Annotated in this window: 10 protein-coding genes and 1 pseudogene; all 11 read right to left on the minus strand. The window is 61.1% G+C overall.

The window, feature by feature from the left end:
- Nucleotide 1: 1 nt before the first annotated feature.
- Nucleotides 2–1,046: pseudogene (locus C4N04_RS10620) on the minus strand (LacI family DNA-binding transcriptional regulator).
- 164 nt (nt 1,047–1,210) lie between these two features.
- Nucleotides 1,211–2,650 carry an efflux transporter outer membrane subunit gene (locus tag C4N04_RS10625; RefSeq protein WP_106795999.1) on the minus strand — a complete coding sequence of 480 codons (1,440 nt, stop codon included), beginning with the start codon at nt 2,648–2,650 and terminating at the stop codon, nt 1,211–1,213.
- Nucleotides 2,651–2,802: 152 nt separating this feature from the next.
- Complete coding sequence (locus tag C4N04_RS10630; protein WP_077991521.1) at nt 2,803–5,913, minus strand: efflux RND transporter permease subunit; 3,111 nt, start codon at nt 5,911–5,913, stop codon at nt 2,803–2,805.
- A 47-nt stretch (nt 5,914–5,960) separates the two neighbouring features.
- A complete protein-coding gene (locus C4N04_RS10635) occupies nt 5,961–7,172 on the minus strand; it encodes an efflux RND transporter periplasmic adaptor subunit (RefSeq protein WP_106796000.1) in 1,212 nt (403 codons plus the stop codon).
- A gap of 159 nt (nt 7,173–7,331) precedes the next feature.
- The gene (locus tag C4N04_RS10640) at nt 7,332–7,934 is read right to left on the minus strand and encodes a TetR family transcriptional regulator (RefSeq protein WP_106796001.1); all 603 of its coding nucleotides are present in this window, start codon (nt 7,932–7,934) and stop codon (nt 7,332–7,334) included.
- 107 nt (nt 7,935–8,041) lie between these two features.
- Nucleotides 8,042–8,986 carry a phosphoribosylaminoimidazolesuccinocarboxamide synthase gene (locus tag C4N04_RS10645; RefSeq protein WP_039621884.1) on the minus strand — a complete coding sequence of 315 codons (945 nt, stop codon included), beginning with the start codon at nt 8,984–8,986 and terminating at the stop codon, nt 8,042–8,044.
- A gap of 86 nt (nt 8,987–9,072) precedes the next feature.
- The gene (locus C4N04_RS10650; RefSeq protein ID WP_106796002.1) at nt 9,073–10,815 is read right to left on the minus strand and encodes an SLC13 family permease; all 1,743 of its coding nucleotides are present in this window, start codon (nt 10,813–10,815) and stop codon (nt 9,073–9,075) included.
- Nucleotides 10,816–10,950: 135 nt separating this feature from the next.
- Nucleotides 10,951–11,646 (minus strand): phosphoribosyltransferase, encoded by a 696-nt coding sequence (locus tag C4N04_RS10655; RefSeq protein WP_077991528.1) that lies wholly within the window; start codon nt 11,644–11,646, stop codon nt 10,951–10,953.
- A gap of 14 nt (nt 11,647–11,660) precedes the next feature.
- Complete coding sequence (locus C4N04_RS10660) at nt 11,661–12,464, minus strand: pseudouridine synthase (protein ID WP_077991526.1); 804 nt, start codon at nt 12,462–12,464, stop codon at nt 11,661–11,663.
- Between the two features lie 153 nt (nt 12,465–12,617).
- Nucleotides 12,618–12,824 (minus strand): hypothetical protein, encoded by a 207-nt coding sequence (locus tag C4N04_RS10665; protein ID WP_009987986.1) that lies wholly within the window; start codon nt 12,822–12,824, stop codon nt 12,618–12,620.
- Nucleotides 12,825–12,963: 139 nt separating this feature from the next.
- Nucleotides 12,964–13,302, minus strand: coding sequence for a hypothetical protein (locus C4N04_RS10670; protein ID WP_106796003.1), 339 nt, complete (start codon nt 13,300–13,302; stop codon nt 12,964–12,966).
- Nucleotides 13,303–13,747 lie beyond the last annotated feature (445 nt).

Here is a 13,747-nt window from a genome sequence, read left to right on the forward strand (position 1 = left end):
CTTACGTGTTCTCCATCTCTGAGGTTTTTAATGCCGGGTTCACAAGGCCCGGATGATTGGCGGACGATCAATTGCATTGCGACACGTTCGATCTCCGCGGTAACGAGCATGCCCTCCCGGGCGCAGTTTTTGCTTATGGTATCGGCCAGGGCGGACACGGCAATCCCGGCAATCCTGTCCATGTCCATCCTGACCGTCGTCAGGGACGGCGTGACAACAGGCGACCAGATAAGGTCGTCGAAGCCGGTGACGCTGACATCGGCGGGAACGTTGATGCCGGCCTGCTGCAGTTCCGTCAGCGCGCGCAGCGCCTGCAGATCGGAGAGAGCTGCGAAAGCGGTGAAACCTTGTCTCACCCTTTCGGCGAGGCCTAGCGGACAGCCGCTGCCGCCATCGCTCTCCAGCTTGTCGATCCACAGGGCTTCAGCCTGCATGTCCGGGCGCAGGCCGGCGTGAATGCCGCCGGCGCGGTCGTTCTGGACGCTGGATTCCTGGTTGTTGCCGATGATGAGGATTTTCTGGTGGCCGAGATCGGCGAGATGGAGAGCGATTTCGCGCCCACCCTGCCAATGATCGGCGGAAACGGTGTTGCCCGGTGTCGAAGGTGTGTCGATGATGGCGACCGGACAGGCGGCGGATGAAATGCGGGTGGCGCGGCGGGGAATGACGACCATGCCATCGACGCCTCGTTCGACCAGGCGGTTGATCGCCTCGGCCTGGGCAGCGGCATCGCCGCGGGAATCCGCGATCAGCACGCCATAGCCTGCGGCCGAAGCCGCGAATTCGATCGCCTGCGCGATCTTCGGGAAGAGCGGATTGGCGATGTCAGGCAGCACCAGGCCGAGAACGCCGCTGCGGCCGGTCCTGAGCGCCCGGCCGGCTTGGCTCGGGACATAACCGAGCTCGGCGGCATGTTCGCGAATTCTTTCGACCAACTGGCCGGAGACCCGGCCTTTGCCGGAAAGCGCGTTGGAAACCGTGGCAATGGAGACGCCGAGCGAGGTCGCTATCCTGCTAAGGTTCGGTCCCGGGCGCGATGAAGCCATAATTGAGGCCGCTCTGATTAATCGTTTAATCAGCCTTATATCAGTGAATGCCCCTTGTCGAATCCAAATACCCCTTTTGCGCAATTATCCAGTGCAGAGCCGGGATGAAAAAAGCCCCGCGAGACGATCGCAGGGCTTGGTATTTTCCAGAAAGGCAATGCCAATCAGCTTTTGACAGTCTTTGCCGGCGCCGGCTTCGCGGGCGCGGTGACCTGGCCGCCCGGCGCATAGCCGCCGCCGACTGCGATGTTCAGCGATACGTAGTCCTTGGCCATCTGCTGGACGGCCTGGGCAAGGCTTGCCTGGGCAAGCGAAACCTGGCGCTGGGCGTCGAGAACGTCGAGCAGCGAGGAGGCGCCGTCCTTATAGGATGCTGTAGAAAGTTCGAGCGTCTCCTGCGTGGTCTTTACCTGGGCCTGAAGCGCAGCGACCGTGCGGGCGTCACGCCGGACCGCGGCGAGCGCATTCTCGACCTGCTCGACGGCAGTCAGCACTGTCGATTTCCAGTTGAGGTAAGCGGTCGCAGCCTCGGATTGGGCCGACTTGACGTTGGCGCGCAGGCGGCCGCCGTCGAGGATCGGCAGGTTCAGCGTCGGGCCAAAGGACCAAGGCGTCAGAGCGCCATGCACACCCCTTTGGTTGATATAGGAGGGCGAGATCGAGCCGCTGAGCGAAATGCTCGGATAAAGCTGCGCCTCGGCAACGCCGATATTGGCCGTTGCGGCAGCGAGATCACGCTCCGCGACGCGAATGTCGGGACGGTTGCGGATCAGGTCTGCCGGGATGCCGGAGTTGATGCCGCCGCGGTATACCGGCTGACCACCGCCCCTCAGCAATTCGTTGACGAGAGCCGAGGCCGGCAAGCCGAGCAGCGTGGCGATGTGATGGGCCGATACGCGGATATTGGTCTCAAGGCCGGGAATTTCGGCGAGCGTCGACTGTACCAGACCTTCGGCCTGGACGACGTCGAGCCGCGAGGCGGCGCCGGCTTCAAGCTGGAACTTGGTCAGTTCGAAGGTTTCCTGACGAGACTTCAGGTTGGCCCTCGAAAGTGCCAGGCGCTGCTGATAGAAACGAACGTCGATGTAGCTTGAGACGAGATCCTGCACGAGGGTCAGCTTGGCGACATCGGCGGATGCGTAGGCAGAGTCGAGCGAGGCGGCCGCGCTTTCGGTGCTGCGCTTATAGAGGCCGAAGAGATCGAGCAGCCAGCTCAGCTGAACATCGCCGGCACTGGTGTTGCGCGTGTCGAACTGCGTGCGCAGTTCGCCCTTCTGGCCGCTGATCGTGTGCGAGGCGCCGACGTTCAGGCTCGGCAGGCCGCCTGCGCCGGCAATGGTAACGTTTGCGGAAGCTGCATTGATGCGCTCGATTGCCTGCTGGACGGTCAGGTTCTGCTCGAGGCCGGCCTGGACATAGCCGTTCAATTTGGGGTCATTGAAGGCGGTCCACCATGCTGCGGTGGCAACATCGCCGACGCTCTTCGTTCCGCCTTCTCCGAATTTGGCGGGCAGCGGCATTTCAGGAGGAACATGATCCGGGCCTACGACGCAGCCCGACAACAATAACAATAATGCCGGTGTGGCAAAACGAAGAGATACCATTCATTTCTTCCTGTACTCGAGCAAGTCAATTCTTGTCCGAAGCTTCATGCTTCACTATCGGCGCGACGCGCCTTTGTCCCATTTGAAAACACACACCGAAGCAGTCGGGCGCAATGTAGCAATCGGAACAGCATTATCACAGTGCATTTTTATCACACTGCTGCCGCATTTTTGCCGCGTGTGGCAAAGATGCGTCGGATGACGACGAAAAAGGACGGCACAAAGAAAATTCCAAGCATGGTCGCCGCCAGCATGCCGCCGAGAACGCCGATGCCGATAGCGTTCTGCGCCGCCGAGCCTGCACCTGTCGCGATCGCCAGCGGCACGACACCGAGAATGAAGGCGAGCGAGGTCATGATGATCGGCCGCAGGCGCAGCCTCGCCGCTTCCAGCGTCGCCTCGTAAAGTCCCAGCCCGCTTTCCATTCGATCCTTGGCGAATTCGACGATCAGGATCGCATTCTTCGCCGCAAGCCCGATGGTGGTGAGCAGGCCGACCTTGAAATAGACGTCGTTCGCCTGGCCGAAGAGCGTTGCCGCCGCCAGCGCGCCGAGAATGCCGACAGGCACGGCCATGATCACCGAGAAGGGGATCGACCAGCTCTCGTAAAGCGCTGCCAGGCAGAGGAAGACGACGAGAACGGAGATCGCATAGAGCATCGGCGCTTGCGAACCGGAAAGGCGTTCCTGATAGGAAATGCCCTGCCACGCGACCGTGTAGCCGCCGCCGAGCTGTTCAGTTAGCGCTTCCATTTCGTTCATCGCATCGCCGGAGGACACCCCGGGGGCGGAGGCGCCGTCAAGCGGGATGGCGCTGACGGCGTTGAAGCGGGCAAGCGAGGGTGCGCCCTTCACCCATTCGGTTTTGGTAAAGGCGGAGAAGGGCACCATTTCGCCTGAATTGTTGCGGGCGTACCAGTGGTCAAGGTCGTCCGGCTGCATGCGGAAGGGCGCGTCGCCCTGGACATAGACCGGCTTGATCTCGCCGTTCAGCGTGAAGTCGTTGACGTCGCGGCCGGTGAAAATGATCGACAGCATCGAATTGACCGAGGCGATGTCGACACCCATGGCGCCGATCTTTTCCTGATCGAGCACGATGCGCATCTGCGGCTCGACTTCCTTGTTGCTGCTGCGCAGCGCCACGACCTTGCCTGACGAGTTGCCCATCTGGATGAGCCGCTTGGAGGCGGCCGTCAGAGCATCGTTGCCATGGCTGCCGGTATCGACGAGATACATGGAGAATCCGCTCGACACGCCGAGACCCTGGATCGCCGGCGGCAGAAGCGCGAAGACCTGTGCCTCGCGCATTGCAAAGAAGCTGCGCAGCGCCCGGCTGACGATCGACTGGGCGCTCAGATTGGGATCGGTGCGCTCAGAGAAATCCTTCAGCTTGGTGAAGACGATGGCGCTGTTCTGGCCGGAGCCGCTGAAGCCGAAGCCCAGCGCGCCGAAGACGGACTCGACGGCGTCCTTCTCGTTCTCACGGTAGTAGTTTTCGACCTTCTCGACGACCGCCTGGGTCTGCTGCGTGGTCGAGCCCGGCGGCGTGGTGACGATGGTTAGCAGCACGCCCTGGTCTTCCTGCGGCAGGAATGAGCTTGGGAGGCGAGTGAAGAGATAGGCACAGCCGGCGCCGATGAGAAGGAAGACCAGCATGACGCGGATGGGCCGCTTCAGGAGATAGCCGATCGTCCTGACATAGCCGTTGGTCGAGCGTGTGAAGTTGCGGTTGAACCAGTCGCCGACACGGTGCTTCCTGTGTTCGCTGACCGGCTTCAGCATCGTGGCGCAAAGTGCCGGCGTCAGCACCATGGCGACGAGCGCCGACAGCAGCATGGCCGAGACTATGGTGATCGAGAACTGGCGATAGATGATGCCGGTCGAACCGCCGAAGAAGGCCATCGGAATGAAGACCGCGGTCAACACGAGGGCGATGCCGACGATGGCACCGGTGATCTCGCCCATCGATTTTTCCGTCGCCTCGAGCGGCGAAAGCTTCTCTTCGGACATGATGCGTTCGACGTTTTCGACGACGACGATGGCGTCGTCGACGAGAAGACCGATCGCCAGCACCATGGCGAACATCGTCAGAGTGTTGATCGAGTAGCCGGTGGCGGCCAGCACGCCGAATGTTCCGAGCAGCACAACCGGGACGGCAATGGTCGGAATGAGTGTCGCACGTAGATTCTGCAGGAAGACGAGCAGCACCACGAAGACAAGCACGATCGCTTCGATCAGCGTATGCACGACCTTTTCGATCGACAGTTCCACGAACGGCGTCGTGTCGTAGGGATAGGTGATCTTCACGCCTTCCGGCAGGGTGCGGCCGATGACATCGAGTGCGGAGCGCACGCGGGCGGCGGTATCGATGGCGTTGGCGCCAATCGCGAGGTTGACCGCAAAACCGCTGGAGGGCAAGCCGTTGTAACGCGAGCTGCCGCCGTAGCTTTCCTGGCCGATCTCGATGCGCGAGACGTCGCTGAGGCGCACCGTCGCGCCGTCCTTTTCGACTTTCAGAATGATGTGCTCGAAATCGGCGACGGTAGTCAGTTGGCTCTGTGCAGTGATGGTGACGTTGAGCTGCTGGCCGGGGATCGTCGGCTGGGCGCCGAGCGAACCGACCGAGACCTGCGTGTTCTGCGCCTGGATCGCTGATGTGACGTCGCTCGGCGTCAGCTGATATTTCAATAGCTTGAAGGGATCGAGCCAAACCCGCATGGCGTATCCGGAACCGAAGACGTTGATGCTGCCGACGCCTTCGAGGCGCTGGATCTGATCTTCGATCGAGGTCGACATGATGTTGCCGAGATCGACCGAGTTGCGCTTGCCGTCGGTTGAAACGAGCGAGCCGACAAGCAGGATGCTCGAGGTTGAGCGCGTCACGCTGATGCCGGCATCGATGACATCACCAGGAAGCTGCGATTGCACCAGCTGCAGCTTGTTCTGCACCTGCACCTGGGCGATGTCGGGATCGATGCTGGTTCCGAAGGTGAGCTGGATGCTGGCCGAGCCGGTGGACGAGGTCGAGGTCATGTAGGTGAGGTCGTCGAGGCCGGTCATGCCATCCTCGATGATCGTCGTCACCGATTTTTCCACAGTTTCGGCGCTGGCGCCGCGATAGCTGGCATTGATGCGGACCGTCGTCGGGGCGATGTCGGGATATTGCGAAATCGATAGGGTGAAGATCGCCAGCAGACCGGCGAGCATGATGGTGATCGCAATGACCCAGGCGAAAATCGGTCGTCGGATGAAAAACTTGGCCATCAGTGGTTCCTGTGCGGCTGAGACGGTGACGTGCGGGCTCGAAGCGGTTATTTCGCTGCGGGCTTCTCAGCGTCACCGGCGGCGGGCTGCTCGGCAGGCACGACAACGCCGTTGTCGCTGACCTTCATCGGCACCGGTTTTACCGGCATGCCTGCCGCGATCGACTGCAGACCGCTGACGATCAGCTGATCGCCGTCCTTGATGCCTTCGGTCACCAGCCAGGAATTGTTGGAGGGCGAGCTGTTCTCGAAGGCGCGGGTTTCGACCTTGCCCTCGGCGGAAACGAATTGTGCCGTCAGCCTGCCGTTGGCGTCACGGCTCGTCGCCAGCTGCGGCAGCGCATAACCGTTCTCGGCGCCGAGCTCGACGGTGGCACGGACATACATGCCGGGCAGGACGATGCGATCGGGGTTGGGGAAGAGCACGCGGATGATGAAGGTGCCGGTCGTTTCGCTGACAACCTGCTTCGACATGTCGAGCTTGCCCTCCTGGTTATATTCCTTGCCGTTTTCGAGGATCAGGTGGAAAGCGACGTTCTCCGCGCCCTTGATGTCGCCGGCCGCCATCGCGTCGCGCAGCCGCAGGAGGTTGGTGCTCGATTCCGTCAGCGAGATATAGATCGGGTCGAGCTGGCGGATTGTCGTCAGCGCCGTCGACTGGTTGGCCGAGACAACGTTGCCGACATTGTAGGCGGTCTGGTCGATGATGCCGTCGAAGGGCGCGACGATCTTGGTGTGATCGAGGTCGATCTGCGCGGCGGAAAGCGCTGCCTTTGCGGACTCGACCTCGGCCTTCGCCTGGAGAAGCGTCGTCCTGGCTGTCTCGTATTCGATCTGGGTGGCGCCGCTGCCGACGAGGCGCTGGTAGCGTTCGAGGTTGCTTTCAGCGCTCGGGACGCTCGCTTCGGCCTTGGCGATTGCCGCCTTGGCTTGCTCGACGGCGGCGATGTAGGGCGCATCCTCGATCTGATAGAGAAGGTCGCCCTTCTTGATCTCGCCGCCTTCCCTGAAGGCGATCTCGCGGATGATGCCGCTTACCTGCGGCCGGATATCGGCCGTCTGGAAGGCTTCGGCGCGGCCGGGAAGGATCGTGGTGATCGGGAAGCTAGCCTTCTTCAGCGCGACCACGCCGACAGGCGCTGCCTGCTGCGCCACGCCTGCGCCGGCATTGCCGGCAGGTTTACTGGCGTTGTCGCTACAGGCGCCAAGCAGGGCGCCGGCCATTAGGGCCGAGGAGATGAGCAGGGCACGCCGTATCATTCTGAATTTCCTCATGCAGTGGCAATCGGCCGTTCGATCCACGGGCTCGGCCGGGCCGAGCGCAGGCTTAGATAAGCGTCAGGATTGATCTGGCTGCAAATGCCATTTATCCGAGTCTAACAAAAGCTTTTCGAAGTGACGTAAGTCAGCAATCGTCACTTAGCAAGCGCTATTTTGCAGTGCGGCATCGACGAAGCCTACGATCTCCCCGGCGCGGCGCACCAGCGTCTCCTTGTCGTCGCGGACGATGAGGATAGGGTGCAGCACGCAGGCCAGCACATCGGCGACGGTATGTGCCGCGTGCTCGGGATCGCGGCAGTGGTAACGTCCTTCCGCCATGCCTTTGCGGATGATCTCGCCGAGTTTTTCCTCGATGCAGGCCCGATAACGATTGCCGGCTTCAAGTTTGGCCTCGATGGTCGAAAGGACCATTTCGAAGATGTAGGGGCTCTTCTGTATATCCTGCAGATGGCCCTCCAGCAGCCGCAGGACGAAGCGCAGCAGCTGTTCTTTCGCGGGCATGTCCTGGTCGAGAGGAAAGAAACGCTCGGCGGCATTGTCGAGATGGCGTCCGGCGATGGCGTCGACCAGTGCGACCTTGGAACGGAAGTGCTTGAAGACATTGGCGGGCGACATGTTGAGCGCGCCGGCGATATCGGCGATTGACACCGCGACGTAGCCACGCTCGCGAAACAGCATCTCCGCCATGGACAGGATGTCCTCTCGCGTTTCCTCGGCCTTGCGTCTGGGCCTTCTTGCCATCCGTCCCCCGCCGGGCCGCGCCCGGTATCCCTTTTTGCCGATGCTAGCGCGATTGCACGAAAGCTGCCAAGCCGGTGCTCGGCCCGGCGGCTTCGTGTGTCGTCTTTTCAAGGGAAATAGCGGGAGAGGTTGTTTCGGACACGCGCAAGCGGCGTCTCGCCGCTGTCGTCGGCAACAAAGCGCTCGCCGGTGATCGTCTCGTAGGCCCTGATATAGACGGCCGAGGTCTGCTCGATCAGTTCAGTGGGAATTTCCGGGATCTCGTCCTTATAGGGGTCGCAACGCTCTGCCACCCAGGCGCGGACGAAGTCCTTGTCGAAACTGTCGGGGCGCTTTCCGGCGGCAAAACTTGCCGGGTAGCTTTCGGCAAGCCAGTAACGGCTGCTGTCGGGCGTGTGGATCTCGTCGGCGAGGATGATGTTGCCGTCGCCATCGGTTCCGAATTCATATTTCGTGTCGACGAGGATCAGGCCACGTCTGGCTGCCATCTCCTGCCCGCGGGCAAAAAGGGCAAGCGCGTAGCGCGACAGCGTTTCCCATTGCTGCCTGGTCAGAAGACCGCGCGTGACGATCTCGTCAGGCGTCAGCGGCTCGTCATGGCCACCATCGAATTCCTTGCTGGTCGGGGTGATGACGGGTTCCGGTAGGATCTGGTTGTCGCGCATGCCGTCGGGCAGACGCATGCCGTACATCTCGCGCTCACCCTTCTTGTAGAGCGTCAGGATGGAAGTGCCAGTGGTACCTGCAAGGTAACCGCGCACGACGATCTCGACCGGCAGGATGTCGAGCCGCTTGCCGATGACGACATTCGGATCGGGATAATCGAGGACGTGGTTCGGACAGATATCCTTCGTCGCTTCGAACCAATAGCGCGCCGTCTGCGTCAACACCTGGCCCTTATAAGGAATGCAGGTGAGTATGCGGTCGAAGGCGCTCAGCCGGTCGGTGCTGATGATGATGCGGCGTCCGTCCGGAAGGTCGTAATTCTCGCGCACCTTGCCGCGATAATAGTTCGGCAATTCGGGGAAATGGGCTTCGGAGAGGATTCGCACGGCGCTCAACTGTCCTTGTGTTTGGGTGAAGGCTTCCTGCTCTAGTTTCATCGCGGGGGAAGTCAAGTCAGGCGCCAACTATCGCATCACAGCCAGAACAGAGCCAGGAGAAACAGAGCCAGGCCATAACTTACGACGGCGAGCGGCCAGCCGGCGCGCAGGAAATCGCTGAAGCGGTAGCCGCCGATGCCCATCGCCAGCGTGTTGTTGTGGTGGCCGAAGGGCGTCAGGAAATCGAGAGAGGCGCCGACGGCGACCGCGATCAGATAGGCGTCGGGCGCATGTCGCCCCGTCTTTGCAAATTCGAGTGCGATCGGCGTCAGCACGATTGCGACCGTCGCATTGTTGACGAAGGGCGTCAGCGCCATTGCAAGGAAGAGAATGAGGGCGATGCCGGAAAGCGGATGGCCAATCGGCACGACAAGGCTCAGCCAGCCGGCGATCGCTTCGGCCGTGCCGGTGCTTGCCACCGCCTGGCCGATTGGGATCATCGCCGCGAGCATGATGATGATCGGCCCGTTGAGATCGGCCATCGCCTGACGGATATTGAGATGATTGAGAAGGGCAAGGGCCAGCACGACGCCGGCAAAAGCGATGTCGGGATGCAGGCCGGCCGCCGACGCGGCGACGCCGCAGGCAAAAAGCGCGAAGGGCCGCCAGGAGTGGAGGGCCGGTTCGGCTGAAGCCGTCGGAGCGAGCGGCAGGCACTCGCTTTCCTCAAGCGCCTCGGCAATAGCCGTGCGTGGCCCCTCGAGCGTCAAAATATCGCCGATCGACAGTTGCAGGTCGAGGAAGCGGCCCTCGATGCGCGGTGCGCGCATGGAAAGGGCGGTGACCACGATGCCGCGATGGTGAAAGACTTCCAGCGAGCGGATGCGCGAACCGACCAGCGTGCTTTCCGGCATGACCACGGCTTCGATGCTGGCAAAATCCGGCGAGAGACCATGCAGATGGGCGTCGGCGATCAGCGCTTGCGTGGCGGCGAGCTCGACGAAGACCGCATCGGCGCCTTCGGCAAGCAGCACGTCGCCGGCTTCTATAACCGACTGGTCGAGCGGGCCGAAAACGAAATTGTTGCCCCGGATCAGCGCGTGCGGTTTGATGGCGAAGCGGGCGGGACACTCGGAAAGCCGCACGCCGACCAGCGGCGAGACGTCCGGGACGCGACGCTCGACGACCACTCGGCGTGTGCCCTGGGAGATCGTTGCCGGTGCTTCGTCGGGTTCGGGAAACAGGCGCCGGATACGAAAGGAGATCAGCAGAATGCCGGCGGTTGCGACCGGTAGGCCGACATAGGCGAAATCGAAGAAATGAAAGCCTGCTCCGGTTGTCCTGGCGAGCGCGTTGCTGACGAGCAGATTGGCCGGCGTCCCGATCAGCGACACCAGACCGCCGAGCAGGGCGGCAAAGGAGACGGGCATGACGAGTTGACGACGGGGGATCGACAGCGCCGTGCCGAGCCGTAGCGCCACCGGCAAGGTAATCGCAAAGGCGCCGATATTGTTCATGAAGATGGAGATAAAGCCGGCAAGCGACGAAACGCCGGATATGACCTTGAAGTGCAACGGTCTTGCGGCCGTGAAACGCGCGGCGAGATTATCGAAGAGCTTGGCGCGCGACAGGACCTGAACGATCAGCAGGATTTCGATGACGGTAATGACGACGGGACTGGCGAAGCCGGTAAAGATCTGATCGGCGGGATAAAGGCCGAGTGCATAGCCGGCAAGCAGGCCAGCGATCGCGACGACTTCAATGCGGACGCGCTCGAACGAGAAGAGAAAAAGCATTGCCAGCAGAAGGATCAGCAGGGATGCTTGCTCGAACGACATGGGCGGATCCGGTATTTCGTCAACGAAAACGCTATCCCGAACCGCTGCACGCTTCCCGATGATATGCGTCGGGCGGACTGTAATCGTTCGGCATCCGCTGTACAGAGGCGCCGACCGGCAAAGATTGAACGAGCCTCAGGTCTGTGGCCGGGCGGGCACCTGCCACCGACCTGCGGCGTTGCGCTGCAGAACGGGTGTCGAGAAGACGCCGACGGTGCGCGCGGTCCATTGCGGCCCGGCGTCTGCAAGGCTTTCGCGCCAGCGTTCGGATTGCAGCATGGCCGCACCGATGACGACGGGTTCGATGCCGCAGGCAGCGAGCAGGTTGATCCCCGAGACGATCGATGCGCCGCTGGAAATGACGTCATCAATCAGGCCGACGCGCCGTCCGCTCAGCAGCGGCAGCATGCGCGGATCGATATAAAGGCGTTTCTCCTGTGTCGGCGTGGTGATCGAAGACAGGGCAACCGAGAGGTCATCGCGGTACCAGAATTTGCGCGAGGTGCCGAGCGGGACGTAGCGGGCGTGGCCGAGCTTCTGCGCAACGGCCGCCGCAAGCGTCAGGCCCAGCGTCGGGAGGCCGGCGACGACATCGATGCGCATGGGCCTGATCTTTTCGGCGAGGTTTTCGGCCAGCGCATCGAGCACGGCGAAGCTTGCCTGGTTGACGATCAATGAGGCGAGAGCGTGCTCACCATCTCCCAGGATGCGGATCGGCAGGCGAAGCTGGCGACCATCTTCCAGTGTGGCGACATAGAAGGAAGTGAATTCCCGATCGTCGCGAAAGCTGCCGGGTGGATGCATTTCCTGCCAGAAGTCGTGCGGCGCCATCTCCGTCATATCCGTCAACGTCTCGCCCTTTCCATGCCGGCACTTCGGTGGAGCGCCTGCAATTCCGCCGCGGTCAACGCACGTACGGCGCCTTTTGGGAGTTCGCCGAGTTCGAGCCCGCCGATTGCGACCCGCACGAGGCGCAAACATTCAGTCCCGAGCGCCTCCAGCATGCGGCGGATCTGGCGGTTGCGGCCCTCGTCGAGCTCGACCTCGATCCATGAATTCCTGTCGCCCTGGCGCAGGCGCCGCACGGCGGTTGCCGTCAGCAACTCGCCGTCGTGGCGGATGCCCGATGTCATTGCCGCAATTGCCTCGTCATCCATGATGCGGTCGATCTGAACGTGATAGGTCTTCGTCACATGTGTGATCGGATCCAGCAGGATCTGGGCGAATTCGGTATCGTTAGTGAAAAGCAGCAGGCCTTCGCTCGCCTTGTCGAGCCGGCCGACCGGCGACAGATGTGGGATTTCGAAATCCTTGAGGCAATCGTAGACCGTCGGCCTGCCTTCGGGATCGTGACGGGTGGTGACAAGCCCGCGAGGCTTGTTGAGCATCAGATAGATCTTCGCCTCGGCGGCGATCACGAGACCGTCGACGCGGATATTCACCGTCACAAGGTCGACCCATGCCGAGGGATCGTTGACCGTGCGGCCGTCGACGGAGACGCGGCCTTCGGCGATCAGTCGTTCTGCCTGCGTGCGGGAGCAATAACCGAGCTTGGAAAGGGCGCGGGGAAGGGTGACCCGCTTGCCTGCAGCATCGGCGGTGAGCTTTGGCCGCTCGCGCTTCTTATGCGATGGGCGACGGTCCCTCATCTGTTATCCCTGTGCTGCTTCGATGCCGTTTCTTGGCATGAACGGCACAAGGATTCCAGCTTGGCGAACAATATCTGGGGAACGATGGGGCTGCAGACCGCCGTCAGTGCTTCTGACAAAGCACCGTCAGGCCATTGAAGAGGTTGCGCTGTCTCAGCGGCAGGCCATGAATCCGGCCAGCTCCTTGCGGCTGACGACGATGCCGGCAGCGGCCTTGACGGGGTCGGGATGCGTATAAGATAGGCTTGGCATTTCCGGCAGCTCGAGTGCCTGACGCATATTCATGATGCCGACCGCGTAACGGCCATTAACGCCATCGACACTGACTTCAATGATGCAATTGGCCCTCTTGTTTTCCATGTTGTCCTCCCTTTCGCTTTTTTTATGGTCCCTTGCTTGCATTAAAAATTGGTTTTTCTAAGACCTAAGCATTTACGCACCCTACCGAAAAACGGATCGGCGGGTGCGTAAAAATATGATTTTTTAGCGGAGTAGGGGATTAGCGCCACCAATGGCGATGCTGCGGATGCGGTCTGCCGGAAAGCAGGTAACCAAAGAGGAAGCCAACGGCCCCAGCCAGTAACAGCGCCGTTGTCGTGGCGGCTGGATGCTCGCGGGCAGCACCGGCAGCAGCGGCCCCTTCGGCCCTAATCTGGGCGACGGCATTCTTGGCGCGGGGCAGGGCCTCATCATAAGCCTTCCCGGCGCGGCCGCGCACTTCGTAATAGGCTTCGGCGCTCTGAGCGGAAATCATTTTCTGCAGGCGGGATACTTCCTGTTGGAGCGCAGCAATGTCCTTGCTGACGGATGTTCTGATATCGTCGGTGTTGGCAGGCATGTTGGGTCTCCTTTCCTCGATGGGAAAGACAACACTCCAGATAGCGATAGGTTCCGAAATGCCGGCCGTTGATTTGTGACGGAAATTTAAAGTCTGCGGCTGGAAGCAATTTAATCCTCCGTTAACCATAAATTCGCCCAAGGCGCTGTTTTCTTGTATCCTTTCGCTTGTCGCGAGGGTGATTTCGCTGGATTTTTGACCAGCTGATAAAGAAATCTCCGGAAAATCGTCGCGAAAACTCCGCTTGTGGATAATCCGGCGTAAGAAAATAGCTGCCGAATCAACCTGTTACAAAAATGTCAAAAAACTTTTGGTATGGCTGTTGACTTGGAAAAGGGGTTGGTTCTATAAGCCCACTCACTGAACGAGGGCGGCGGCGCTGCTGGCGACGAAGTCTCTCGCTCTAAAGAAACTCAAGCGGATTGGCTGATGCTGGTTTGTGTTC

It is taken from the genome of Rhizobium sp. H4, from assembly GCF_003013335.1.
GTDB classification, from domain to species: Bacteria; Pseudomonadota; Alphaproteobacteria; order Rhizobiales; family Rhizobiaceae; genus Rhizobium; species Rhizobium sophoriradicis.